The sequence below is a fragment of the Cryobacterium sp. N21 genome (genome assembly GCF_002929575.1).
GTDB classification, from domain to species: Bacteria; Actinomycetota; Actinomycetes; order Actinomycetales; family Microbacteriaceae; genus Cryobacterium; species Cryobacterium flavum.
Window position 1 is genome coordinate 11,089 of sequence record NZ_PJJQ01000020.1, and the last position, 24,710, is coordinate 35,798.

General features: G+C 63.4%; 22 protein-coding genes and 2 pseudogenes. 15 read left to right on the plus strand and 9 right to left on the minus strand.

The window, feature by feature from the left end:
• Window positions 1-8: 8 nt before the first annotated feature.
• From pstA to CXY77_RS01180, 12 genes and pseudogenes are all read left to right on the plus strand, one after another.
• Entirely contained in the window at window positions 9-1,289 is a 1,281-nt protein-coding gene (gene pstA / locus CXY77_RS01125; RefSeq protein WP_104129441.1) for a phosphate ABC transporter permease PstA, read from the plus strand.
• The gene (locus CXY77_RS01130; protein ID WP_199181827.1) at window positions 1,286-2,965 is read left to right on the plus strand and encodes a substrate-binding domain-containing protein; all 1,680 of its coding nucleotides are present in this window, start codon (window positions 1,286-1,288) and stop codon (window positions 2,963-2,965) included. The genes pstA and CXY77_RS01130 overlap by 4 nt, the downstream gene beginning before the upstream one ends.
• Window positions 2,962-5,640: a hypothetical protein gene (locus CXY77_RS01135; protein ID WP_104129442.1), complete on the plus strand. Its 2,679-nt coding sequence runs from the start codon at window positions 2,962-2,964 to the stop codon at window positions 5,638-5,640. Before CXY77_RS01130 ends, CXY77_RS01135 begins: the two co-directional genes overlap by 4 nt.
• A 169-nt stretch (window positions 5,641-5,809) precedes the next feature.
• The gene (locus CXY77_RS01140; protein WP_140425433.1) at window positions 5,810-6,976 is read left to right on the plus strand and encodes a hypothetical protein; all 1,167 of its coding nucleotides are present in this window, start codon (window positions 5,810-5,812) and stop codon (window positions 6,974-6,976) included.
• 167 nt (window positions 6,977-7,143) lie between these two features.
• Entirely contained in the window at window positions 7,144-8,517 is a 1,374-nt protein-coding gene (locus CXY77_RS01145) for a hypothetical protein (protein ID WP_104129444.1), read from the plus strand.
• A gap of 119 nt (window positions 8,518-8,636) precedes the next feature.
• Window positions 8,637-9,791 (plus strand): WxL protein peptidoglycan domain-containing protein, encoded by a 1,155-nt coding sequence (locus tag CXY77_RS01150; protein WP_104129445.1) that lies wholly within the window; start codon window positions 8,637-8,639, stop codon window positions 9,789-9,791.
• Window positions 9,788-10,600: a hypothetical protein gene (locus tag CXY77_RS01155; RefSeq protein WP_104129446.1), complete on the plus strand. Its 813-nt coding sequence runs from the start codon at window positions 9,788-9,790 to the stop codon at window positions 10,598-10,600. The genes CXY77_RS01150 and CXY77_RS01155 overlap by 4 nt, the downstream gene beginning before the upstream one ends.
• Window positions 10,600-11,688: a sortase gene (locus CXY77_RS01160; RefSeq protein ID WP_092342301.1), complete on the plus strand. Its 1,089-nt coding sequence runs from the start codon at window positions 10,600-10,602 to the stop codon at window positions 11,686-11,688. The genes CXY77_RS01155 and CXY77_RS01160 overlap by 1 nt, the downstream gene beginning before the upstream one ends.
• Window positions 11,689-11,997: 309 nt before the next feature.
• Window positions 11,998-12,762, plus strand: a complete 765-nt coding sequence (gene pstB, locus CXY77_RS01165; RefSeq protein WP_369831282.1) for a phosphate ABC transporter ATP-binding protein PstB — start codon at window positions 11,998-12,000, stop codon at window positions 12,760-12,762.
• An 83-nt stretch (window positions 12,763-12,845) separates the two neighbouring features.
• Window positions 12,846-14,654: a PASTA domain-containing protein gene (locus CXY77_RS01170; RefSeq protein WP_104129447.1), complete on the plus strand. Its 1,809-nt coding sequence runs from the start codon at window positions 12,846-12,848 to the stop codon at window positions 14,652-14,654.
• Window positions 14,651-15,565 (plus strand): lytic transglycosylase domain-containing protein, encoded by a 915-nt coding sequence (locus CXY77_RS01175; protein WP_233197156.1) that lies wholly within the window; start codon window positions 14,651-14,653, stop codon window positions 15,563-15,565. Before CXY77_RS01170 ends, CXY77_RS01175 begins: the two co-directional genes overlap by 4 nt.
• Before the next feature lie 36 nt (window positions 15,566-15,601).
• Window positions 15,602-15,868 (plus strand): annotated as a pseudogene (locus CXY77_RS01180) (Tn3 family transposase); the annotation flags it as partial.
• Between the two features lie 600 nt (window positions 15,869-16,468).
• Here the strand turns inward: CXY77_RS01180 and CXY77_RS01185 are convergent.
• Together CXY77_RS01185 and CXY77_RS01190 are read right to left on the minus strand one after the other, a co-directional pair.
• A pseudogene (locus CXY77_RS01185) lies at window positions 16,469-16,669 on the minus strand (transposase); the annotation flags it as partial.
• Between the two features lie 523 nt (window positions 16,670-17,192).
• Window positions 17,193-18,434, minus strand: a complete 1,242-nt coding sequence (locus CXY77_RS01190) for an MFS transporter (RefSeq protein ID WP_198412696.1) — start codon at window positions 18,432-18,434, stop codon at window positions 17,193-17,195.
• A gap of 63 nt (window positions 18,435-18,497) precedes the next feature.
• On the opposite strand from CXY77_RS01190, the gene CXY77_RS01195 reads away from it, so the two are divergent.
• On the plus strand, window positions 18,498-18,860 hold the full coding sequence (locus CXY77_RS01195) for a MerR family transcriptional regulator (RefSeq protein ID WP_092342305.1): 363 nt from the start codon (window positions 18,498-18,500) through the stop codon (window positions 18,858-18,860).
• Window positions 18,861-19,003: 143 nt separating this feature from the next.
• Here the strand turns inward: CXY77_RS01195 and CXY77_RS20985 are convergent, their stop codons facing one another.
• Window positions 19,004-19,468 (minus strand): MerR family transcriptional regulator, encoded by a 465-nt coding sequence (locus CXY77_RS20985; RefSeq protein ID WP_199181828.1) that lies wholly within the window; start codon window positions 19,466-19,468, stop codon window positions 19,004-19,006.
• Between CXY77_RS20985 and CXY77_RS01205 the strand changes: the two genes are divergently transcribed.
• Entirely contained in the window at window positions 19,467-20,270 is an 804-nt protein-coding gene (locus CXY77_RS01205; protein ID WP_104129448.1) for an aminotransferase class IV, read from the plus strand. The genes CXY77_RS20985 and CXY77_RS01205 overlap by 2 nt on opposite strands.
• A gap of 197 nt (window positions 20,271-20,467) precedes the next feature.
• Here CXY77_RS01205 and CXY77_RS20285 read toward each other — a convergent pair whose 3' ends face one another.
• The 3 genes from CXY77_RS20285 to CXY77_RS20990 are packed head-to-tail and all read right to left on the minus strand — an operon-like array spanning window position 20,468 to window position 21,449.
• Window positions 20,468-20,959, minus strand: coding sequence for a WYL domain-containing protein (locus CXY77_RS20285; protein WP_199181829.1), 492 nt, complete (start codon window positions 20,957-20,959; stop codon window positions 20,468-20,470).
• 21 nt (window positions 20,960-20,980) lie between these two features.
• The gene (locus CXY77_RS20290) at window positions 20,981-21,214 is read right to left on the minus strand and encodes a hypothetical protein (RefSeq protein WP_199181830.1); all 234 of its coding nucleotides are present in this window, start codon (window positions 21,212-21,214) and stop codon (window positions 20,981-20,983) included.
• On the minus strand, window positions 21,192-21,449 hold the full coding sequence (locus CXY77_RS20990; protein WP_199181831.1) for an HTH domain-containing protein: 258 nt from the start codon (window positions 21,447-21,449) through the stop codon (window positions 21,192-21,194). Before CXY77_RS20990 ends, CXY77_RS20290 begins: the two co-directional genes overlap by 23 nt.
• 89 nt (window positions 21,450-21,538) lie before the next feature.
• On the opposite strand from CXY77_RS20990, the gene CXY77_RS01215 reads away from it, so the two are divergent.
• The gene (locus CXY77_RS01215; RefSeq protein WP_104129449.1) at window positions 21,539-21,904 is read left to right on the plus strand and encodes a VOC family protein; all 366 of its coding nucleotides are present in this window, start codon (window positions 21,539-21,541) and stop codon (window positions 21,902-21,904) included.
• A 243-nt stretch (window positions 21,905-22,147) separates the two neighbouring features.
• Here the strand turns inward: CXY77_RS01215 and CXY77_RS01220 are convergent, their stop codons facing one another.
• The 3 genes from CXY77_RS01220 to CXY77_RS01230 all read right to left on the minus strand — a co-directional run bounded on the left by CXY77_RS01220 (window position 22,148) and on the right by CXY77_RS01230 (window position 24,675).
• Window positions 22,148-22,993: an alpha/beta fold hydrolase gene (locus tag CXY77_RS01220; protein WP_104129450.1), complete on the minus strand. Its 846-nt coding sequence runs from the start codon at window positions 22,991-22,993 to the stop codon at window positions 22,148-22,150.
• A gap of 117 nt (window positions 22,994-23,110) precedes the next feature.
• Complete coding sequence (locus CXY77_RS01225; RefSeq protein WP_104129451.1) at window positions 23,111-24,013, minus strand: hypothetical protein; 903 nt, start codon at window positions 24,011-24,013, stop codon at window positions 23,111-23,113.
• Window positions 24,014-24,297: 284 nt separating this feature from the next.
• Window positions 24,298-24,675 (minus strand): helix-turn-helix transcriptional regulator, encoded by a 378-nt coding sequence (locus tag CXY77_RS01230; RefSeq protein WP_104129452.1) that lies wholly within the window; start codon window positions 24,673-24,675, stop codon window positions 24,298-24,300.
• Window positions 24,676-24,710 lie beyond the last annotated feature (35 nt).

The window sequence follows — 24,710 nt, forward strand, 5'->3', positions numbered from 1 at the left end:
AGACCCCGATGACAATCACTGATACTCCCCGCACGCAGCGGCGTGCGCAAAGACCCGGACGCATCACCCGCACGGCGGTCCCGGGCCGCGATGGTCGCAGCAGCCATCCCACCCGCCCCGAGACGCGGCGAAACCTCGCGCGGATCCGCCGCGACGACGTGTTGCGCGTTGTTGGCGCAGCGGCCGCAGCCGTCGCCGGCACCGCCTGGTTGTTTGCTCAGGTTTTTCCCTTCGAGGGACCGCTCACGTTCGTCGTGATCGCCTACCTGCTCTTCGTCGGGTTCTTCGTGGTGCTGATCAGCTTCGACGACAACCGGGTGACGGTGATTGACCGAGTCGCCGCGGTGGTCATGCATTCCCTCGCGGTGGTTCTGATTTTGGCGCTTGCCGTGGTGATCGTCTTCACTCTCGGTCGCGGCTCCGAGGCCTTTCTCAATTGGAACTTCTGGGTTCAGGACCTGTCTTTGGCTGGCCCGCTCGACCCGATGACCGTCGGCGGCATGGCGCATGCGGCCATTGGCACCCTGATCATGATCTCGATCTCACTCGCTATCGCGATTCCGCTCGGGCTTCTCTGCGCGGTGTTCCTCGCTGAGTTTCCGAGTCCTTTCGCCCGCATCGTGCGCACCGTGGTTGAGGCGATGACGGCGCTGCCGTCCATCGTGTGCGGCCTCTTTATCTACGCCACCTACATCCTGTTGTTCGGCTTCGACAAATCGGGATTCGCGGCGAGCCTGGCAATCACGATCATGATCCTGCCGATCATCATCCGCTCGGCCGACGTCGTACTGCGCCTGGTGCCCGGCACGCTGAAGGAAGCGTCGCTGGCACTGGGCACCAGCCAGTGGCGCACGATCTGGCACGTGGTGCTGCCCACCAGCAAGTCCGGCCTGATGACCGCGATCATCCTCGGCACTGCCCGCGGCATCGGAGAGACCTCGCCGGTGCTGCTGACCGCCGGCTACACCACCTATTACAACCTCAACCCATTTTCCGGGCCGATGGTGTCTTTGCCTTTCGCCACCTTCACGCTGGTGAAGTCGCCCGAGCCCTCGCAGATCGCGCGAGGTTTCGGTGCCGCGGCGGTGTTGATGGTGCTGGTGTTTGTGTTGTTCCTCGTCGCCCGCATCATCGGCGGAAAGGGAGCAGGCGTGCTCTCTCCCGGGGGGCAGGCGCGAGCTCGCGCCGCTTCGCTGCGCGACGCCGTTCGATTCGACCAGCGCGTGCCGACGACACCCGATCGGCTTGACGTGCCAGCAATTCCCGACGACCAGGAGGTCCCCCGATGAGCCTGCAGAGAATCCCACGTTGGGGTGTGGCGCGCGTGACCGTCGCGTTGCTTGGCCTCGCCCTGATCGCCTCTGGCGTCTTTGGAGCCGCCGGTGCTCTACCCGCCTACGCCGTCGGAACGGTGCATTCGCCGATCGTAGGCTCAGGCTCCACCTGGTCGGCCAATGCGCTGCAGGCGTGGATTCGTAACGTGTGGGCTAACTACCAGTGGAAGATCACCTACTCCGAGTCCGGCTCGACTCAGGGTCGAAACGATTTCGCGAACGGCACCTCCGACTTCGGCGTCTCGGAGATTCCGTACGCCATCGCCAACAGCAATGAGGCGGATATTCGCCCCAGTCGCGAATTCGCGTACATGCCGATCGTCGCCGGCGGCACCGCATTCATGTACAACCTCGAAATTGGTGGTAAGCGGGTAACCAACCTGCGACTGTCGGGCGATACCATCGCGAAGATCTTCACCGGCGTGATCACTCGTTGGGACGACCCCCAGGTGAAAGTCGACAATCCCGCCCTCGTACTCCCTTCCATCCCGATCGTTCCGGTGGTGCGTTCTGACGGTTCCGGCGCCACCGCGCAGGTGTCGATCTGGCTTCGACAAGAACATGCGGGCCTGTGGGATGCGTACTGCCCGAAGGTTGGGCGTCCCCTGGTGAATGATCATTGCGGCGTCACGAGCAACTACCCGGTCATTCCCGGTTCCGGATTCGTCGCCCGATCCGGATCCAACGGTGTCGCCGGCTACGTGGCACTCCCGCATGCCGTGGGGGCGATCACCTTCGTCGAGTACTCTTACGCCCTGAACTCGGGCTACCCCGTCGCCAAGGTGCTCAACGGTGCCGGCTACTACACCGAGCCGACCGCTCAGAATGTTGCCGTTGGACTGCTCAGTGCTCAAATCAACGAAGACACCGCCTCACCCGAGTACCTCACCCAAGACCTCACCAACGTCTACACATCTGCTGACCCGCGCACATATTCCCTCTCTTCGTACTCGTATAGCATCCTGCCTACGGCGCTGGGAGGCAGCTTCACCGAGAACAAGGGCTTGACCCTGGCGGATTTCGGCGCCTATTTTCTTTGTGAGGGTCAGCAGAGTGCCGAAGTGCTCGGCTACTCGCCGCTGCCGATCAACCTCGTGCAGGCCGGGCAGAAGCAACTGCAAAAGGTGCCGGGCGGTAACCCCGTGATCAAGGGCATCACCGACTGCAACAACCCCACTTTCTCGCCGGACGGTTCAAACAAGCTGGCGAACGAGGCACCGTACCCGGCCGATTGCGACAAGCAGGGTGCAACCCAGTGCACCACCGGTACGGGGGGCGCCAAGGACACGCCCACCGGCGCGGGAGCTGCAACGGGCCCGGGAGCGGCAACTGCCGCCGGCGATGAAACGGGGGCAGGTGGTGGGCCGGCAGCAGGTGACGGCCAGCAAGCGGCCGGCAGCGAGGGGGTGCTGGATGCGGAGACGGCGCCGGTCATCGTGGCTGCATCCCCGCAGTCCATCCCCGTGGCAGCGGTAAGCCTGCTGCCGTCATTGGCCATGGCTGGTTTTGGCGGCGGCCTGTTCGCCTTCTCGGCGATACCACCGATCTTGGGCAAACGGGGTCGCACGAGCCTGCTGCCCGATCCTGCTGACGGTATTACGGATACATCGAGAGGACTGACACGCTCATGAATACCGCTTCAGCTCAGCACCCTTCGACCCGCAAGCGCCTCGCGCAGGCGGTGAGCCTCGTCACTGTAGCCCTGCTTGCCGGGGGTGTCGTGTCGGTGAACGCAGCATCATCCGCCCAGGCCGTGGAAGATGATTCGTCCGTGACGGTGAAGTGGGCCGGCGGCAACAGCGCCGATCTACAGCAGTACCAGGTGGACCATGCCGGGCGGCTCAGCGACGCAACGGGCAACGACGCCGGCTCCGGCCATTGGGACGACTTCAAAAACCTCCAAATCACCGTCTCGCAGACCGCCGGCCTCAGCGACGGCGCCATCACCGTCTCGGCGTCGGGCATGGCCCCCACCCGGAATCAGAGCTGGGTAGGAAGTGCGAGCAACTACCTGCAACTCATGCAGTGTTGGGGCCCCGACCCGCTCGCCGACGACTTCGCAGAAACCTGCCAATACGGCGGCTGGGGTACGTCCACCGGCGGCATGAGTGGGCCGGATCTTATGGCGAGAATAATCGGCGATGATACGTACAACCGTGGCGAACGCAACGCCACAAATGTCGAAAAGGGACAGGGGACGCTTCCGTTTCGTTCGGTCAGCGGTGAGGTGAGCGAACCGTACACGGTGGAATATAACAATGCTCCGATCACCTACAGCGGGCTCGGGACGTTTTTTAACGCCAACACGTCAAACGAGGTGCCGTTCCTGCCCATCGATATCGACGGTCATGCCAGTACGGCCTTCGGGGTGCAGTCGGCGGCAGCGGCGCCCCACCTTGGCTGCGGCAACCCGGCATCCGCCGCTGCACAGCGGTGTTGGCTCGTGGCGGTACCCCGCGGAGTACACTCCGGCGGGATTGAGGGGAACCCCGCGTCAGATTGCATGCCAACGAACTTCGGCGGCCGGCCCTACGGCGCCGCAAATGACCAGCAGGTGGGATCGCCGGTTACGCCGGACTGTTCTTTCTTCGACGACCGGATCGTGATCCCCCTGGACTTTTTGGACCCCTCCGGGTCGTGTCCGGCCGGTGCCGCGGAACGCCGCCTGGTTGGCAGTGACACGGTTACCCTGGCGATCAGTGCCTGGCAGCCGGCGCTTTGCGCTGCCGACGGTGGTGCCGCCTACAGCCTCAGCACGAACTCCGGCAACGTGAACCGCTCGCAGTTGCTCACCGGCCAGGCCGATATGGCCCTGGTGTCGTCCCCCGTCAGCGCATCCAGTATCGGGCTGACCGATCCTGCCCTGGTTGAGGCGGCCGATGTGCAGTACGGACCCATCGTCAACACCGGGCTGGTCTTTGGCTTCGTCATCGCTGACGGAACGACCCAGTACACCGACGTGAAGCTGACGCCCCGGCTGCTCGCCAAACTGCTCACCGCGTCGTACTGGAGGGACAAACCGTTTCTTGACGCGGACTTTTATTCGACTCAGAGTCTCTCCAGGGAGCTGTCCGTTGCGCAGACGCTGCCAGAGGACCCGGAGTGGGCCGCCCTCGGCAACCCGGTCGAGTTCAGCAACATGAATGGGCAGGGCTTCGTCGTTGTCGGGCCGCAGGGCGACGACGCGGTGCAAGCGCTCTGGTCGTATATCCAGGCCGATGCCGACGCGCGCGCCTTCCTGGCGGGCGAACCTGACCCCTGGGGCGGAGTCGTGAACCCCTACTTCCTGCCGGCGGACCACGCCAACGCCGTCGGCGGCGGGCTTCCCGTCAATCTTGCGACCGATCCCATCGACACCTTCCTCAAGGCCGACCAGTCGATCACCCCCGACAAAGCGCAGGCTGTTGAGAGGTTTCAAGGTAACCAGCTCGACAGTGTCGCCGCGTTCCCGTATTCCACCAGCTTCACCTCGAACGCATCCCGCATCTTCAGCATCGACACCAGGACTACGTCCACTTGGGACCCGCTGAAACCCGTGGGCGCACTGGGTAACGGTGCGTTCATCCCCGCGCCGCCGGGTTCAGCGGCAAGTCAGAAGTTCATCATGGGGCCGACCACGGCTGCGTCGGCGGCGCGCTTTAGCCTGGGCACGGCGAGCCTGCCACTGCCCTTAGCCGAACTGACCAGCGATAAAACGGTAGCCACCGCGCGTTCCTTCGCCCGGCCGACCCCCGAATCGATGCAGAGTGCGGCGGCCGGCGCGAGTGTGGACGCTGAAACCGGATTCGCCCAGATCGACCTCGCCACCCTCAGAGACGGCGCGTATCCGCTCACCCTTGCGGTGAACGCCGCCGCGAACCTGGCCTCGACCTCGTTGGACGCGACGGCACGCACCGAGTATGCGAAGTTGCTGCGCTACGCCGCCGCTGACGGCAACACGGTTGGAACCGGGGTGGGGCAGCTGCCGCCGGGCTTTGCGCCCCTCACCAAGGCCCAGACGGCCGCGACCATTCGATTCGCCGATGCTCTGGTTGCGCCCCCGACGCTTCCGACGAACCCGGTGACCGACGTTGCCCTGCCCGCGCCGGTGGCGGGAACGACGGGTGTGTCCGTCGTGGGCGCGTCGCCGGAGGCTGCCGCACTAACTCAGGTTCAGGTGACGCAGACGCCGGTGCAGCTCACGGCCGCCAACACCGAGCTCACCTCGTCGGCTGCGCAGGGCGCGCTCGGTATCAGCCTGCTGATCGGTATCGGCGGCCTCGCCGCGGCACCGTTTTTGCTGCGCAGGAGACGGGCCAGCGTATGACCTCGACCCGAGACGCTATCAGGCGTCTCCCACAGCTACTCGATCCGCTGACGTTTCCCGGCTGAACGAGGAAGCCCCTCAGCAGTCTCGCAAAAGCAGGTGAGGGGCCGAGCCCATCAGGGCCAATGATACAAGGGGGAACAATATCAGAAGGTATGAGCTAATGCAAATGAAGAAGAACTGGCGCCTTGGCGCCATCGCCGCCGCTGCCGCGGTAGCCACCATATTCACAGGCTCGTCCGCAGCATTTGCGGATCCCAGCGGTGCTCCGACCTACCGTGCGCTCAGCGGCGTGGGATCGGACACCACTCAAGACCTGAACAACGGTCTCTCCTCGGCCATGTTGTCGGGGGCAACCCGTGTCGCAGGTTCGTATAACGCGACGAACCCCACTACCGGCGCTATCCACGACCTGATCAACACACGCACCGGCGGGCCGAGCTTTGAACGACCGAACGGTTCGAGTGAGGGTGTCAACGCGCTGAAGGCCGCGAAGACAGGTACGGCATGGCGCGGTGTCACGCTGAGCGACGCAGACCTCCAGTTTGCCCGCTCGTCCAGTGCCGCATCCCAGTGGGTAGATGGTGGAACGTACTCCTACATTCCGCTGGCCCTCGACGCGGTGAGCTTTGCCGTGCACTCGAGCAACACGACGATTCCGCAAGACCTTACCCAGGCCCAGCTGACGGCGATCTACAGTGCTGACAACGGGGCCAACGTGACCATCAACGGAACCAGCTACAAGGTGGGCACTGAAGGAACGGCCGGCGTTCAGATCACTCCGTTCATCCCCCAATTGGGATCGGGTACGCGCAGCTTCTGGCAGTCGCAGCTTGCACCGACTGGTTTTGGTTCCGCAGTCGATGACGCCTACACCGGCGGCGGCGTGCAGGAGCACGACGGAAGCGTGCTGGCCGCGCTCCCGACGACGGCGATAGTGCCGTTCTCGATCGCCCAGTGGGTCGCTCAGAACAACAAGGCCACCATCGAGTCGCAGTACGCCGGAGTGAGCATCACCGACCGTCGCCATGGCGCAATCCTCGGCACAATCGGTGGAATTGCGCCCACGACCGGCACCGCGCCGGTCGCGCTCAACACCACGTTCCCGATAGCACGCCCGGTCTTCACCGTCGTCAAGAACGCAGAGCTGGCCACGAACGCGCAGCTTGCCGCCGCCTTCAGCGGAGCATCCGCTCAGGCGTACACGACGAACCGGCCTGGCCCGTCGACCGCGCTCGTCATCACCGACTTCGGGTTCGGCAGTCTGGCGGGCGGCGTCACCATTGGCAGCAGGACCTACACTGCCGGCGACACCGCGTCGTTCCGCGCTAACTAGATACCCGTAGCACCGGGGCTGGGGCGGCCGTTTTCAGCGGCCGCCCCAGCTTTGCGCAGTGATGTGCGCCATCAATTGCGAAAGACTTTTCCGCCCCGATTTCGAGCGGGATTCATCCGAAACCGCTTTCCCACCGCACAATGCGTCTACAACCAGAGAGATAAACAATGAAGGCATCCCGAACGGCGGCCGCTCGACAAGCGACCGGCGCGTCAATCGTCATGACAATCGTGCTCGCGCTCCTCGCGGGCGCGCCGACGGCAGCCCATGCAGCAGACGTGGTCCTCGACCCGACGCTGCAGATCACCGACGCACCCCTCGTTTTCACTCCTGCGAGTCGAACGGGCGATATTGGCGCAGAATCTGCGCTTGTGTACGGCCCGGACGTGATCTCGAACGAATTGGCCAATTGTCCCGTCGGCTACCGAAGCTCGTCACGCTCACTCGTCATCGCTCCCGACGGCACAGTATCGCCAGCCGCGGAGCGGGTACGCACTCCGCCAGGTAGTTATTATGGTCTGAACGAGACCCCGGGCGAGTACATCTACTTTGACGGCGCCGCCGCCGTCTCTTGGAACGGGGTCACGTTTCTGACCGGCCTCAACCGGTTCATCGTGACGTGCGATCCCGCGCTTCGAACCATGACCGACTCGTTCGCTGATTCCAAGTACTTTCTCGTTACCCTTGACGTGAACGTCGCAGCGAAATCGTGGACGGTAGTTGCCAATCCGGTGAATGGGGAAAAGCTCACTCCGTCGATCGCTTTCACAAAAACCACCGCCAACGCTGACGGCTCGGTCACTTTGACGGCCACCGTCTCCGCTGGCGCGGGTGTGGCGACCGACGCCACCGGTGTTGTATCCATCTCCGGCAGCTACTCCGGGCTGGCCACACCGGTCAGCGGCGAGGCGGCAGTTTCGGCCGGGGTGGCCACCTGGAGAACACCGGTGCTTGACGCAGACCGGACATATACCTTCACGGCTGGCTACACGGCGAAGGGCGACACGAAATACACTGACTCCGCCGCCAACGCGACGACGACGGTCATCACCGTCGCCGGGCCGACACCGCCGCAGAACACCGCCATCACCGTCACGATCCCGGCGTCTGCTACCGGATTGAAGTTCACGATGACTCCGGGTGCTGTGGCCCTCAACCAGGCCGCCCTCGAAGGAACCTCGTATGTGGCCACCGGATCACTCGGCCAAGTCACCGTCTCTGACAACCGCCGGGCCCGCACCGCGTGGACCCTCAGCGGCAACTCCACCAACTTCATCCACGCCACCGACGCCACGCAGACCATCGCAGCGACCAGCCTTGGCTGGAAACCGGCCCTGGTCGGTGCAACCAATGCCGGCGCGGCCGGCATCGAGGTCATCGCCGGGGCCTCCGGCGGACTGTCTGCCAGCACCCCCCTCGCCCAGGCCGTGGCCGGCGTCAGCACTGCGGACACCACCATCAATGCCGGCATCACGCTGAACGCTCCAGCCGACTCGGCAGCTGGAGCGTATAGCGCAACACTCACTCTCACCCTCATCTAGGCACCATCTGTTTGGCCGCATCCCGCTGACTTCGGTGGGCAGGATGCGGCACCGGGGCCGCGCCTGACCAGTTCACTCCTGACACGTTCACTATTGATTTGTGCAAACCGAAAGATTCCATGACTACTCGTGTTTCGGCCCTCGCGCGACTGACGGCGGCCCTGGCCGCAGCCCTGCTTCTAGCTTCTCCCACCGCGGCGTTCGCCGAGGGAGAGAACGCTGTGACCTGGAGCGTGCAGCCGTCAACGCCGCAGGGACCGGATGATCGCACTGAGTTCGACTACACCGTCGCCCCGGGCGCCACCATCAGCGACTGGGTCGCCATCTCCAACTTCTCCTCCCGTCCCGCCACTTTCCGGGTGCACGCGGCGGACGCCACGACCGACTACAACACCGCCGCATTCACCCTGATCGGTGCTGACCAAGCATCTGTCGACGCGGGAGCGTGGACATCCGTTGACTCCGCCGCGGCGGTCTGCGCCGATACCAACGACGCGGCCGAAAGAGCCTGCGCGGCAGGTCTGGGCGTGACCATCACCCTCGAGCCCGGCAGTCGCGCCGATGTGCCCTTTACTGTGACTGTGCCTCACGATGCGACACCGGGCGATCACGCCGCGGGCATCGTGGCTTCGTTCCAGTCCGAAGCGGTCGATTCCACCGGGTCAGCCGTCAGCGTTGATCAGCGGGTGGGCACCCGCATCTATCTGCGGGTCGAGGGTGCCCTGCTTCCCAAGCTGGCACTGACCGGGCTTGTCTCGGGCTATGACGGCTCCTGGAACCCTTTCGACGGCGGTATCGGGCGGATCGGATTCGACGTGGCCAATACTGGCAACATGCGCCTGACGGCCACGCCGGCCGTGCACCTCACGGGCCCCTTGGGCGCCGATTTCGGCACCGTCACCCTCGACCCGGTGACCGATGTGCTGCCTGGCGGCGTTGCCCATGTGGAGGCCCTTTTTGCCGACGTGCCGCCGCTCATGCTGCTGTTCGCCGATATCACCCTCGCTGCCGTTCCGGCCTCCGGTGTTGCAGCAGCGCAGGATGCTGCGCCTGCCGTTCTCACGGAGTCCACCGTCGCCTGGGCGGTGCCGTGGTCTCTACTCGGGACCATCGCGGTGCTCGGTGGTGGTACCGGGACCTGGTTCTGGTGGCGTCGCCGGTCGCGACAGCTCCTGGGATTTGAGCTTGCGGCCTTCGCCGAGCAGATCCGTACCGAAGAACGCATCAACCGCGGGGCATCTGCCCCCGAACACGAAAGTGAGACCGCCCGATGAACGCTGTTCCCGTAACTGTCACCCCGGGCGAAGCTCGCCCGCCGAAACGCCGCAGCGCGGGGCGCCTGGTGGCGTCAGCTCTGCTGCTCGGTGCGGTGACGTCGAGTCTGGGGCTTGCGGGCGGCGGCGGTGCGTTCGCCGCTGACGGTCAGGACACCGACTTCACGGTGACGATTCCCACGGCGGCGCCGACGCCGACGCCGACGCCTTCGCCGACAGCTGACCCTACTCCAACGCCTGACTCGACGGTCGTGCCGGTTGCCACGGTGCCTCGCGCCATTGTGGGTCACGTAGGCGGCGTGGGCGCCGGTACCGCTGCCGCCGGAGGCGTAGACGGCGCTGCGGACGAGTGCACTCCGGTCGTGCCGACCGTGCCGACGGTTCCGGCTAGGACCGGTGAAAATGCCACCGTTGATCAAAAGGTCTACGAGCCAGGACAGAAGGTGACCGCAACAGCCTCTGGGTTTGGCGTCGGAGAGCAGGTGCAACTGGTCATGTTCTCTGAGCCTGCCCTGGTCGGCAGCTTCACCGCCGACGCGCAGGGTCAGGTGCAGGCGGTTTTTCCCGTGGACGAGGCGGCCCTGCCGGGCACGCATGCGGTGCAGTTCACGGGATGGTGCACAAGGATCGCCCTGACCAGTGTGTTGGTCGGCTCTGACGCGCTGGTGGCCTCGGCTGCCACGTTTCCGATGTGGGTCTGGGGAGCCGGCGGCGTTGTCGGTGCGGCCGGGCTCGCATTGGTTGGCGGGCACCTGCTTCGTGTGATGCGGGTCCCAGCGCTGCCCTCGGCGACGACGACGAGCGCCTGATGGCGACGTCCACCGCCCTGCCTGCCCCATCGAGCACACCCAACACTATGGGCGTGGCCGCGCCGTCGCGGCCGCCGTCGCGGCCGACCGGCATCAACCGTTTTGCGGTCACCGAGAAGTTCAGTCGAGTGCTTGCGCCGCGCCGCGCCGCGCCTAGCGGTGGGCCGCGGAAGCCGCCCCCCCGAGGCCCGGCGCGGGCAGGTGGCTCGCGGCTTCCGCCGACGCCCCGCCAGCTCGCGCCGAAGGACACGCGCTGGTGGGCAGGTGCAGCGATTCTCACCGTGTCATTGCTGCTTCTGGGTTTTGTGAGCCACGTGGCGCTGTTCTCCGTCTTCCAACACCATCGCGCCCAAGACCTCAGCTATCAGCAGCTGCGCACGACACTCGCCAAGGCGGAGACCCCGGTCGGCCAACTGGATCTGGATGCCGAACTTGTGACCATTGGCACTCCGGTGGCGCTCATACAGATCGGAGCAACACAACTTACTGAAGTGGTCGTCGAGGGGTCGACCGGTGAGGCGCTGCGCGCCGGCGCCGGTCACCGCCGGGATTCGGTGATGCCCGGCCAGGCTGGCACGAGCGTGATCCTCGGACGACAAACCGCGTATGGAGGACCGTTCGGATCCTTAAACGAGTTGAAGCCGGGCGACGAGATCGCTGTGACGACCGGACAAGGCGTGCACAGCTACACCGTGTTCGCCCTCCGCCGGGCGGGCGACCCGATGCCAGCGCCACTGGCACAAGGAAAAGGCCGGCTGGAGTTGATGACCGCCGACGGTCTCGCTCTCTTCCCGTCCGGTGTGCTGCACATCGACGCCGAGCTCACCTCCCCCGTGCAGACCACCCCGACTAAGGTACTTGCCTACCCGGCGCTACCCCCGATCGAGCGGGCAATGGGACAGGACCAAAGCCGCCTGTTCAGCTCCTTCTTCATGTTGGTCATTTTCGCCGCAGCCGGAATCACACTCTGGTGGCTCTGGACTCGCTGGGGCAAATGGCAAGCCTGGCTGATTGGTGTGCCCATCATGCTCGCCCTCGGCGTCACCGCCGCAGACACCATCATGAACGCGCTGCCTAACCTTCTCTGATTTCATCGCACACCTGAATTTTCACCTCACTGATACTCAAGGACACCAATGACTGCCCAGTCTCCATCTCGGCCCGCTGACCACAACGACCTGACCGACGTACACCTGACGGCTGCGGATGCTGCAGAGCTGGCCGCCGTGCGCGTACCGCTGCACTCCGAAGATCCCTCGATGGACCTCACCACGGTACTGGAGTCCGTCGAGAGCGACACGCTGCTTGGTACGCGGACGGAGACCTCCCGAAATGCGGATGCAGAAATCGTCGATGCCCATGTTCACTCTGACGCTCCGCGACCGGTCTTATCGGCTCTGGAGGCGCGGGATGTCTCCGCGTGGTTCGGCACGCATAAGGTGCTTGAACGAGTCTCGCTCACGATGGAGGCCGGACAGGTGACGGCCTTGATCGGCCCGTCCGGCTGTGGCAAGAGCACGTTTCTGCGCATTCTCAACCGCATGCACGAACTGGTGCCTCTGGCGTCGTTGGCCGGCGAGGTGGTACTCGACGGAGCCGACATCTACGACCGCACGCGCAAGCTCACCGACGCGCGACGCCACATCGGTATGGTATTTCAAAAGCCCAACCCCTTCCCGGCTATGTCCATCTACGACAATGTGGTCGCAGGCCTCAAACTCACGGGCATCCGCGCGTCTCGCGACGAGAAAGACGAAGTCGTCGAACGCAGCCTTACCAGCGCTGGACTCTGGCGCGAGGTCAAGGACCGGCTGCGCCAACCGGGCGGTGGGCTCTCGGGCGGACAGCAGCAGCGGCTGTGCATCGCGCGCTCACTCGCGGTGAAGCCGAAGGTTCTGCTGATGGACGAACCTTGCTCGGCGCTCGACCCCACGTCGACGCGCGTGATCGAGGAGACAATGGGCGAGCTGCAAAAGGAGGTCACAATCGTGATCGTCACCCACAACATGCAGCAGGCCCAACGGGTCTCGCAGAAGTGTGCATTCTTCCTGGCATCCCAAAGCACGCCGGGCGGAATCGTGGAGCACGGCGATACGGATGCCATGTTCTCCGAACCCCAGGATGAGCGCACTTTCGACTACGTGAACGGCCGGTTCGGATAGCTGATGAACGGGAACGCTCCGACGGATCGGCCGCTCATGCTCGGGGCCTCCACAGTCGAGGCCGCACATGAAAATTCGGGCAGATGACACCCGGCAACGACCCTGAACTGCTCGACGGGCGGTACCGGCTGGGCGACCTGCTCGGCGTCGGCGGGTCGGCATCCGTATTCGCTGCGGAAGACCTAACCGCCACCCGCCAGGGCGATCAGGCGTCCCTGGTCGCGGTGAAAATGCTGCACCCGCACCTGTGTCGTGACGCCGCGACTCGGGAGGCCTTTTTTCGGGAAGCGCGCGCCGCGAAACCGCTGAGGCACCCCAACGTTGCCGCCGTGCACGAGTTCGGGCTGCACGAGGCGGGTGGCGTGACGATGGCGTGGATCGCCCTCGATCTTGTTGACGGGCCTACCGTCTCCGACTGGGTCGAGGCCAACGGCCCCCTGCGCCCCGCGTCGGCGGCGGCTGTGCTCGACGGGGTGCTCGCCGCACTTGAAGCCGCGCACGCGCTGGGGATCGTGCACCGGGACGTCACTCCGCAGAACGTGATGCTCGACGGCGCTGGCAGAGCGCATCGGGACGAAGTGCTCACCAGCGCGCAGGTGCGGCTGGTCGATTTCGGGCTCGCCGCCGCGACCGGGTACGCCGCCCTCGGCAGCGATGTGCTGCTCACTGAGCACGACCCTGCGGCGAGTGGCGAGGCCGGCCCCGCCGAGGCGGCGACTATTGAACGGGCACCAACCGGTGTGGTCGGCAACGTGAATTTCATGTCGCCCGAGCATGCGCAGGGCAAACCCGTGCGCGCTGCCGGTGACCTGTACCAGTGCGGTGCACTGCTGTATTTCATGCTCACCGGGCAGCCGCCGTACCCACGGGACGTGGCGGCGCTCGTGCTCGAGGCGCACGTCTCAGCACCCCCGCCGGTGCCCTCTGTGCTGGTACCCGCAGCGCGGGCGCTGGATCGCATCGTGACGCGAGCGATGACGAAAACACCGGCGCGGCGCTACCGCACCGCGGCCGAGTTTCGCACGGTCCTCGCCGATGCCATCAGCCGCGACACGAGTCAACTGTTAGCCACGGATGCGACCGCGATCGCTATCGGACTAAACAGTCCGACGGCTGTGACCAAAATGCTGGCTCCGGGTGGGGTAGGCAATCTCGACTATCTCACTCCCCTGGAACCCGGCGCAGACCACGAGACGACGCAATCGGCGCTCGTCGGAAGTACCGGCGGTGTCGTCACCATGCTCAGCATCGCTGCCATCATTGGGCTCGCAATTTGGGGAACCCTCTCCGCAACGGCCGGCCCCGGGATGTCCGAGCCGACATCCCCGGCGTACGCGACCAGCCCGACAGCGACCGCCAGACCACCGGACGCACCGACTGCGACTCCGACCGTGCCTCCGACCGTTCCCCCGACCGCGACGCCGACCGTGCCGGAGCAGGTCATGATGCCGACGCTGTTCGGCACCCTCACCGACGCCGAGACTACGCTGCGCGCCGCCGGACTTACCCTGGGCACCATCACCCGCATCGAATCGGCCGAGGTCGCCGACCGGGTTCTGAGTCAGTACCCGGCCGCCGGTGAGATGGTCCCGGCCAGCTCCACCGTTGATGTCACCGTCGCAAGCGGCACGAACACGGTGCCGCAGGTGGGCGGGATAAGCGCCGCGGCGGCGATCGCGCTGCTGCAATCTGCGGGCTTCGCGGCCACGATGATCCCCGTGGACGGCCCAGTGACGGCGACCGTTACCGGTACGCAGCCCGGTGCCGGGGCGGTGCTTCGCGTCGGGCTGACCGTGACCCTGCTCCTGTCCACACCAGCTCCCTCGCCTGGCCCGGAGCCGACATCGACCGCCCCGCCCGCGGCGCTGCCCGGCCGACAGGAGCCATTATGAACCTCGATACCACCAGACAGGGCCCCCTGCACGCTAAACCCATCGGTTCCGTGGAACCAGACGACGGCCGTGCATGCTGTGCTGGTGTCACACACGAGCGGCGTAAAAAACGCACAGTTCTCGCGCAGATCGGTATGTTTCTCAGTATTGGTGTGATCGCCGTCGCAGCGACCGCCGCGATGAACCTTGCAAGTCTGAAGCCTCCACCAATGCAGCTGCCTACGGCCACGGCGGAGGCCGCCCCGGTCCCAGGCAGCGCCACCGTGAGCGGGCAACCTACATCGAATAAGCAGAACGCCCCGGACGCGTCGTTGGGATCAGCGAGTGCAGCGGTGGCGCCCATCGTTGGTGTCGACCCGGCGTGGGCGGAGAAGGTCTCCGCCGCGACCGGTATTCCACGTCGGGCGCTTACTGCCTATGCCGCCGCTGACCTGACCGTCGATGCCGAACAACCCGGCTGCGGGATTGGCTGGAACACTCTCGCCGCGATTGGGGAGATCGAATCAGGGCACGGCAGCCCCGGCGGCGCTGTGCTCGGCGACGCGGGATATCCAACACCCGCGATTCGAGGGATTGCGCTCGATGGCAGTGGGGTCGCCGCGATCGCCGACACCGACGGTGGTACGTGGGACGATGATGCGGTGTGGGACCGAGCGGTCGGGCCTATGCAGTTTATCCCGGATACGTGGGCACGGTGGGGTGCAGATGGCAACGGTGACGGTGCCGCCGACCCGAACCAGATCGACGACGCGGTGCTGGCGACCGCCCGATACCTGTGCCACGGCGGCGACATGACCAGCACCGAGACGTGGCGCGCCGGCGTATTCTCGTATAACCACATCGATTCGTATGTGAACGACGTTGCCGCTGTGGCCAACCAATACGCGCAGCAATCAGCAGGCGCACAATGAGCCTTCCCCAGCCTCTGTAATGATTACTAGCAGGCAGGCGAGGCTCGAAATGCCTTGGCTGAGCCGTGGTCTTCAACTGGCTCGGAGAAATTCACCACCGGCCTTTCGAACAACAACGCTACTGCGCCAGCGGGCCGAACTTCCTCGCCGCCGCAATCATCCTCTGGAACACGGTCTACCTCGACCACACCATCACCAACCTCGGCAGCGCCGTGGACCCGGATCTGTTGAGGTTCCTCTCACCCCTGCTGGGAACACAGCAACCTCACCGGCGACTACATCTGGACATACGGCAGCCGGATATTAAATCCGGACTTCGCGTCATTTCGCTGGGGGAATGATCCCGTCGATCGAAAGTTTGACTACAGGCCTGTCCCCGAGAGGCGCGTCGAGATCGATGAGTAACGAGCCCTGAAACGCCAGGGCGGTGCACGCGTCCGGCGCTTCCGGCAAGGTCCCTTGGATGCGCGCTACAGCGACTTCCGAACCGGTTTGCTCAGTGATTGCGCGCGTTCCGTAGCAGGCAGGATTTCCTCCAACGAAGAACACACGAACCTGGGTGTCCGTGACGTTCGCTGAATCTGTCCATGGTAGAACTCTCTCCTCGACGAGATCATCGCGTGGAATTTCATCTTCAGGTGTTGGACTGCCACTGGTAGAGGGAGCTGGCACTGCAGTGGAACCGCCCTCTTCGACCCCGGGCGAGTCGTCAGAGGTGTTTGTTGAGCACGCAGATGCTCCCAACATGCACACAGCTAAAAACGTTCCCGCCACGAGTCGTGTCGATCCCGACAAATCTGTCCCCTACAATCTGCATGGTCACGTACCGCCGGGTGGTGCAATTCACTGTCACCGTGCGGGTCAGCTGATTTGATTATGCAGCACTGAGCTCGGAAATGAGAATTATCCCGTCAGAACGCTGGCATCGGTGGCGGTGAGAGCCGCGTTGAAAGCGTCCAGTTGGCGCATGGAATCCTCGGAAAGGTAGCGGCGGGCGGGGCCAGCCTCCCACTCGTCGTGCTGCTCGACGAGCACGACTCCTGCGAGGCGGAGCAGTGCTGCGGGGTTGGGGAACAAGCTGACGACGTCGGTGCGGCGCGATATCCGCGTTCGGGCTGGCGAGTAGTGCTTGATGGTATGTGATCTCTCACCACATCGTTTACACCTCACTCAACACATTGCACACAAGATCTCTCACGACATCGCTGACAGGTAGCAAGGGTCGCGGGTTTTCCCGGCTGATGACGGACTTCTCGATAATGGGAGGTGCCAAAGTCATTAACGGCGACGATTCGTCGCTAGATCATCGAGTTCAACCCCGACCTTCCCGAGGGGTTGAGCATCTCGGAATTCTGCAAGCAAATGGGCATCAGTCGGCCCTTTTACTACAAGGTAAAGAAGCGCTATCTGCGGCCATCAACGATCTCTCGGATCTTCATCACGATGGCCGATGAATAGCCTTTGCGACACGCAGAATAGGTGACTGGATAGTTGACAACTTTCGCTGTTTTGGATCATGCGATCGCATTGTCGCGTAATCGAACGTATAGGTGACACGTGTCGAGCATGGGTTGAGTGCCCGCTAGCCGAACCCTGAACGGACCGCTTGCAGGTGTCATTGCTGCCATCATGAACGGACTTCCGTCGTTCCATGGGGAATACTGCTCTTTTCACGCGCTGTTTGAGAGGGAATCCGGACGGCCACGGCACTCAGGATGAGGCCAAGCACAGCGAACCCGGCGCCAGCGAAGCCGCCCCAACGCATCATCCCGGCAGCAACTGCGACACCTCCGAGTGCGGCACCTATGGCGTTGGCCAGATTGAACGCTCCGACGTTCACCGAAAGCGCCAATGACGGTGCGGCGGCGGCATGACGCATCACGAGGGATTGCAAGGGTGCAATCGTAGCGGTCGACAACAACCCCAACATCAAAACCAGGGCCACCATAGCGGTCGGCATTTCAGCCGCCAGCGGGAACACAAACAAGGTAACGATGAGGGCAATAAAGACTCCAGCTAAAGTGCGACCGAGTGCCCGATCAGCCAGGCGTCCTGCTACGAGGTTGCCGACGACTCCGCCGATGCCATAGGCCATCAGCAGTACCGGTATGGTGCCTGCGGCGATGCCCGTCACGTCAGTCAGGAGCGGCACGAGGTAGGTAAACACGATGCCGACCCCTGCGAACCCGACTACGGTCGTCGAAACGGCCAATAGCACCGGCCTTCGCAGTAGCGCTCGGATCTCATCGACGATTCCCGTCGTGGGCGCTGGGGTGCGGGGCATCGCCCACGCCAGCAGGAGCAAGCCAATGAGTGCGACGGCAGCGATCACAACAAACGGAAGCCGCCAATTCGTGCCTCCGCCCAGCAGCGCTCCCAACGGCACTCCCAGTACGGTGGCCAGGGTCAATCCGGAGGTCACGATTGCGACGGCCTGCCCGGACTTCGCTGGTCCCATCGCTGTGGTCGCGGTGATCAGACCGATTGCAAACAGTGTTGCCTGGCTGCAGGCGGAAACGACGCGTGCGATCATGACCCAACCGAACGCGGGGGCGATTACAGTCAACGTAGTACCGGCGATAAATACCACGGCCAGACCAAGTGCCAGTCCTTTCCGCGGCAGCCGAGCGGTGAGCACGGTAATGATCGGTCCACCGATAGCTACCCCGAGCGCGTAGGCGGTGACCGTCTGGCCCGCGGTGGCGATATCGACAGACAGATCAAGGGCAAAAAGAGGCAGCATGCCTGCGACGAGATACTCTGCCGTACCAGTGCAAAACACCAACAGCACGAATCCAGCCAGCACCACTGCCGGGCGTGCAGCACGATCACGTGGGGAATTTCGAAGGACGAATTTTTCATTGTTCACTCTGATAGCATCAACTCTCACATCAATGAGAAGGCAAGCTCGCCGAGAGGAGTCGCTGGTCACGTGCGAATTTCTGAAGTTGTCGAACACTCTGGAGTGCCTGCCAGGCTGCTTCGATACTACGAAGAACAGGGCCTCCTCAACCCCCTGCGCAACCCATCGGGATACCGCGACTACACCGATCAAGATATCGAACTCGTTCGCCGCATCCGCCACTTTCTTGATGCCGGGCTCAGCACCGTTACCATCCGAACGGTGCTGCCCTGCCTGACAGACCAAGCAGGACGCCTGGCTCCAATCTGCACCGACCTCATTGAGGACCTCAAACGCGAACAAATTCGCATTGAAGCCTCCATCGACGCCCTCAAGCAATCCCGTGATGCCATCGAAGAAGTCATCGCCGCCGGCGTGTCTCTGCCCGGATGATGAGCTTTGCGACACGCTCGCTAGCGAAAAGTCGCGCGCCCGAGGACATGCCCGCGATTGCCCCATTTTGAGACGACGCAGAATTACCCCATTCCTCGCTGGGCTCTACTACGACCCCGGGACTACCCCGCAACGTGACGACATCATCCGAGCAGATCTGGAAGGACTTCGCAGCGCGCCTTGCCTTCGGCTCGGGCAGGATGGCGGGCATCTGGACCCGAGTTGATGAGGGCTTCGAGGCCTTTGCGCGTGCTCACGAGGGATGCGATACGCGCGTCATATGCCTTGAGGTGCTCCACTAGTGCGGGTGTCGCGCACGGCTCGAGGCGCCCTGGCTCGGAGACGCAGTCGATGAGTTCAAGAATTGTGCGGGTTGGCAGCCCAACGTCTAGGAGGGAACGGATCGCTCGCACTCTTTCCACCACCGCGGGGTCGAAAAGTCGCTGGCCCGAAGTAGACCGTTCGGCGGCCAAGAGGCCTCTGCTTTGGTAGTACCGAAGAAGCCGCGGCCCGACTCCTGTGAGCGCCGACAACTCACCGATGCGCAGCATTTCGTGCAACGCAGGCTTTGCTTCTGACACTAATGTCACCTCATACCCTTCAATCATGACGCACTCACTGACACTCCTCAACGGTACAGTCGCCTCGTCTGACGACTTGGCTCCACTGGCATTTGCGGGCTTCGCTCACTTCACGGCAATGCAGATTCACGATCGATCCATACGCGGGCTGGACCTGCATCTGCAGCGGCTCCGAGATGCCAGCGACGCGATGTTTGGCAGGCACCTTCCGGATGCCCAAATTGTGGACTATCTCCGTGTGGCACTCAACGCAGCACCTGAGAACGCATCGTTGGCGTTTTTCATCACGTCGTCCCCAGGAGAGTTCGTGGCTCCTCGCGCTGAAGTGCAGTTGGATGTTGTGACGAGAATCACAGATTCCGCCACGGTTCCCCTGGGGCCGCTGGCCTTGGACGTTGTTGCCCACCAGCGCGACCTGCCTCATGTGAAGCACGTCGGCGAAGTGGCCAAGACGCTGCTTCTTCGTCGGGCCGTCACGCGGGGATTTGACGATGCTGCCTTTGAAGATTCTGAAGGACGACTAAGCGAAGCGACTATCTGGAACCTGGCCTTTTGGGATGGACGCTCAGTGATTTGGCCCGAAGCCAACATCCTTACCGGCGTAACTATGCAAATTCTCCAGCGCCAACTCAGCGCACTCGGCGTCGACCAGAAAACCCAACCCATTCGTCGAAACGAATCACTTGGCCATCTGGCGGGCGTCGTGATGAATTCGTGGACTCCTGGCATCGCCATCGCCCGAATTGGTGATCATCCCCTGATAGCCGATGCCGACTTCACAGGACTTCTCCACTCTGCTTACCAGCACGAGCATCTCGTAAGCGTCTGAGTAGTAACCGTTTTCGTAACCAGGGTAACTTTCAGACGGGCTCTTCAACGGGAGCTTAAACCACCAACGGCTCCTGGGCCGTGCCGGTAGTGCAATCCTTTGCGGGACGCGTACGGCTCTACGTTTCGGACTCACTTTTGGCGCAAACTCAGAATCGATGCTGGAGAGGAGCGGAGTTTTGGGGCTTTGCTGCCGGATCACGTTCGGTACAAGGCCGCCATGGCAGTGGCAACGTCCCGCACAACAGCCTGCGCCTCCGGCGGACTCGTGACGCGGAGGTGGGCACCGAATTGCAACAGCTGACGCACGGACTCCACCTGGTCGTAGATCACGGTGATCTCGACTTGTTCGGCATCAGCGGGCTTACTGCTGGCGAGGCGAAAGCCGAGAATCCGTCGAGCGAGGTCAAGCCTGTCCTTCGACAGCATGGCGATAATTGTGATGCCTCCCCGGTTCTCGACTGCCGCACTCAAATCACGGTTGACGCTGGCGAGCGTTGCTTTCGGTCGAAGTCGCCGAACCTCCGGCTGGACATCCCAGCCCTCTAATCTTTGGAGCGAGTACAGCCTAGGCACGCGGTCGACATCGGCTACCAGGTACCAACGGCCGGACTTGGCTAGAAGACCGTACAGGTCAACGGCGTGCCAGGAAGCGTCTCGTTCGGCACTTCTCCGATAATGAATCCGCAAACGCCTGCCCGACTGTAGGTTTCAGGCGAGTTCGGCGACGCCGGCGGCGCTTGACATCGGGCTAAACCATGGAGTGTTGTCGACCACAATCAATTCGGACAATGGCAGTTCCAACTGGCGGCCTTGAGGGCGGCGGGACGCGATCTTCATTTGTGCGCTGCGCGTCAGTGAATCGATGCCAAGTTGGCGCGCTTGCCCGGGGTCCAAACCCAGCAGCTTCAGCGCATCGACCTCAGTGGGACTGAGTGTGGACACATCTAGTTGTGGCCCCGGAAGTAGGACTACGCGTCCATATCGGCCCCGGAAGGAGGACTACGCCTCCATATCGGCCTCGCTCGGCGAACACCGGAACATCTGCGTCCGCCAGAGCGATGACGTCGCGCAGTACCGTCCGGACCGACACGCCCAACTCTTCTGCCAGCTCAAGCGCCGTCATTTGGTGGCGCGTCTGGAGCAGCAACATCATCGAAAGCAGGCGTTGGGACTTCATCTCACCAGTATCGACGGATACCAGTCAAGATGTGTCATGTATTGATGAAAGGCTTGGCGTTGCCGAGAACGTCAACTAAGGAGATCCCCATGGCAACACCAAACCTGTTCCTCATCTATGTCACCGACGTCGAGCGCTCCACCCGCTTCTACAGCGATCTTTTCGAGATGGAACCTGTCACCGTTACCCCTCGTTATGTCCCGTTCGAGGTGGCCCCGGGCGTGCTCTTCGCTCTATGGTCTGGCCGCGGCGATACCGTCACAACGGCGACGCCGCGAACCAGCGAGTTGGGGCTCATGCTGCCTGGGTCAGCATCCGGAGTCGATGGCTGCTTCGCGGCGTGGACGGCCAAGGGGGCCATTGTTATCGAAGAGCCGCACGAAGACGTCTTCGGGCGCACATTCGTGGTCGCCGACCCGGATGGCAACCTCATTCGTGTCTCCCCGATCGACTAAAACGGAGTACAAGGGCGGGCTCGATTGAGCAATTCTGCCCTTGGAAGGCTCGAAGACCGGACCACTCACCGGACCACTCACCGGACCGGTCGCGGTTTCAAGCGTGAAGTGTCACGATCCCAACTATTGGCAAGCTGGGTGACAGACGCCGTCTGTTCCGGAGGTATGTCCCGAATCGGGAACCCCGTACGGGACGACGACGGGCGCCGCCGAGGTGGTGATGTCTATCGCTCGGACTCGCGCTCAGAGGTAAGAGGTGAAGAACTTGACCGCTTCGTCTGCGACATCCGGTCGTATGCCGGAGGGGTCCTGTCGATCGCCGAGAAAGACGTAGTGCCCGATATCCCGGCCGAGACTCTCGCCGCGGGCCTGTGGCATAGAGTCCCGATAGACCAGGGCGTTGTCTTCTGGCGGTGTGTTGTCGTCGGCGTCACCCCAGCGCACCAGGACCGGGGCAGAAATTTGGCTGAGGGACTCTGAGAGCAGGAGCCTTCCGATGGCGGGCGCCAAGAGCATTCCAGCCCGGACACGCACGTCGGTCAGGGACCGCGCGCCGGTTTCCGCCAACGACGTCAACTCGGCATCGGAATACTTGCTACGCAGCGTTTCGATCAAGGCAGGAAACTCCGGTACGTCTGGCGCAGGGATCTGTCCGTGAAACATTGCCTCCATGAGATGTACGTCAATTTTGCCGCCGAGTAGTGCGGTGACGGTGTAGCCGCCGAACGAGAACCCGGCCGCACCGACCCGCGTGATATCGATGTTGTGCTCGGCCACGAGGTGGTCGATGAGGAAGGTGACGTCCCGTGCTCGCTCCCACGCGAACGCGAATCCTTCGGGGAGGTATTCGTCGTTGTAGCTGTTCCCGGGGTGATCGACCGACGCAACGAGGAACCCCGCGTCGTTCAGTGGTTTCGCGAGCCAGTCCAGGTCCTCTCCCGCGCCGCCAGTGCCGTGCGAGAGCACTACGACCGGTGCCGGCGTTGACCTGCTGGCGGGCCAAATACGCGTTCTCAGCAAACGAGGTTCAGTCGGAACAGACCAGCTCGAACGCGAGTGGTCGAGCAGGTGCGTTGTCTCGGGGTTCATTCCCGAAGCCTAGTCCGACCACTTTCGCACCACGGTCCGCAAGACGAACGGTGACCGGGACGCCGATCCGCCGATCCGCCCCAAACGAATCATGATCCGTCCCCGTCGATGACCCTTTCAGTTCGCGCGCGGCGACGTCGGGACGGAGGACGCGTTCGGATCGAGATTCGGGTCCCACGGCTGGGGAATGCCGATCGGGTTCGGAAAGGGAAAGACCGTTTGGCACGCTCTTGCGATGGGCGCAAGCGTTCGGGCGACATCCGCGATCTCGTCGTCGGTCATTCCGCTCCACGGACGGACGGCCAATCGGTTGGTCACCTGCTCGGCGCGATCGAGTGCCGCTGTGCCCTTCTCGGTGATCTGGCCCTGGCCGGCCAGTAGCCCGCGGGCCGAGAGCTCGTCGACTTCGATTGCCCACTGTTCCTCCGTCCAGCCACGCGCCTTTCGCACGCTCGTCGCGTCGATGTCCACCGCGCTGCGCAACACGATGGTGCTGATGCCCGCGATCCCTCCCTCGACCAGTGCGATCACATGACCGTCTCCGCGATGCTCGCGAAGAGTGGCCGCGGCTTGCCAGAGACGGCGATACGGATCCGACTCCACCGGCAGAGCGCTGTTCGCCGCCGCGAGTGGTCGGCCTATGGTGTCGACACGAGCCGCAGCCTGGGCAAGTACATCAGCCGCTTCGGTGACAGATCGCTCGTCGGGCACGAAGTTTCGCAACGTCTCCGCTGCACCCCGAGACCGCGCGTCAAGGACCCGGTCCACCGTCACCATCGACCACACAGCCGGCAGCACCCGTTCGACCAAGAACGGAGCGAACCCACTGAAGATCGCCACCACCGGCTCGGCGGTCACGGCCCCGAGCGGGGCGGCGCGACCGGCGAAGTATCCGTCCCAGTAACGGGTGAGTCCGATATCTGCGAACGCCTCCCTCGCCTCCGGCGAGAAATACGTCACCGCGTGGATCGGCTCGAACAACGTCCACAGCGCCCGAACCCGATGCTCCAGCTCGTTCATTCGTCTCCTTCGTCGCAGCGTCTTCCCGATTCTATTGCGCGGGGCAACACCGACCTCAAAGCCTCGGCCCACCGATGGCATGTTGCGGACCTAGGCGTCGAGAACAGGATTTCGTGCTGACGTCGATGTTTCAGAGCGGGACCGGCCAGCGCGGCACATTTGGGCCTAGTACAACCAACAACCGAGCACGCCGATTCTGTGTCAGTCGGGAACCCCCTACGGGACGGCTGGCGATCGAGACGTCCTCCGGGTGTCCGTACCCGTTGGAGTGTTGAGGGGCACACTCAGGAACGCACCGAGGCAACTTCCGTTGCAGCGATCACCGCATTGAGGAAGCCCGGGAAACGGGCATCGACCTCTCGGACGCGGAGCACTGTCCAGCGTTGCGTTCCGCGGTCTTCTTGACGGATCAGTCCCGCCTCGCGAAGTACTTTGAAGTGGTGGCTCAGCGTCGACGGTGCAACATTTACAGGGAATGTTCCGCAGGCGCGCCCATCGGGTTCGGCGTGGAGCGTGCGGACAATCGACAGCCGTGTCTCGTCGGAGAGGGCGTGCAAGACCGCGGTCACGAGAACTGTTTCGAGCGTCGGATGATGAAGTGCCGGTCGCGGATTGTGTCCCACACTTACTCCTTTCGAGTATTCACGAATGAATGCTAGCATCCGAGGTATTATTCGACATATTTCGAAAGAAGGCG

Coding starts and splice junctions, on each gene's coding strand:
- pstA (WP_104129441.1), top strand. CDS start 9: ATGACAATCACTGATACTCCCCGCACGCAGCGGCGTGCGCAAAGACCC.
- CXY77_RS01130 (WP_199181827.1), top strand. CDS start 1,286: ATGAGCCTGCAGAGAATCCCACGTTGGGGTGTGGCGCGCGTGACCGTC.
- CXY77_RS01135 (WP_104129442.1), top strand. CDS start 2,962: ATGAATACCGCTTCAGCTCAGCACCCTTCGACCCGCAAGCGCCTCGCG.
- CXY77_RS01140 (WP_140425433.1), top strand. CDS start 5,810: ATGAAGAAGAACTGGCGCCTTGGCGCCATCGCCGCCGCTGCCGCGGTA.
- CXY77_RS01145 (WP_104129444.1), top strand. CDS start 7,144: ATGAAGGCATCCCGAACGGCGGCCGCTCGACAAGCGACCGGCGCGTCA.
- CXY77_RS01150 (WP_104129445.1), top strand. CDS start 8,637: ATGACTACTCGTGTTTCGGCCCTCGCGCGACTGACGGCGGCCCTGGCC.
- CXY77_RS01155 (WP_104129446.1), top strand. CDS start 9,788: ATGAACGCTGTTCCCGTAACTGTCACCCCGGGCGAAGCTCGCCCGCCG.
- CXY77_RS01160 (WP_092342301.1), top strand. CDS start 10,600: ATGGCGACGTCCACCGCCCTGCCTGCCCCATCGAGCACACCCAACACT.
- CXY77_RS01170 (WP_104129447.1), top strand. CDS start 12,846: ATGACACCCGGCAACGACCCTGAACTGCTCGACGGGCGGTACCGGCTG.
- CXY77_RS01175 (WP_233197156.1), top strand. CDS start 14,651: ATGAACCTCGATACCACCAGACAGGGCCCCCTGCACGCTAAACCCATC.
- CXY77_RS01205 (WP_104129448.1), top strand. CDS start 19,467: ATGACGCACTCACTGACACTCCTCAACGGTACAGTCGCCTCGTCTGAC.
- CXY77_RS20985 (WP_199181828.1), bottom strand. CDS start 19,468: ATGATTGAAGGGTATGAGGTGACATTAGTGTCAGAAGCAAAGCCTGCG.
- CXY77_RS20990 (WP_199181831.1), bottom strand. CDS start 21,449: ATGAAGTCCCAACGCCTGCTTTCGATGATGTTGCTGCTCCAGACGCGC.
- CXY77_RS01215 (WP_104129449.1), top strand. CDS start 21,539: ATGGCAACACCAAACCTGTTCCTCATCTATGTCACCGACGTCGAGCGC.
- CXY77_RS01220 (WP_104129450.1), bottom strand. CDS start 22,993: ATGAACCCCGAGACAACGCACCTGCTCGACCACTCGCGTTCGAGCTGG.
- CXY77_RS01225 (WP_104129451.1), bottom strand. CDS start 24,013: ATGAACGAGCTGGAGCATCGGGTTCGGGCGCTGTGGACGTTGTTCGAG.
- CXY77_RS01230 (WP_104129452.1), bottom strand. CDS start 24,675: ATGCTAGCATTCATTCGTGAATACTCGAAAGGAGTAAGTGTGGGACAC.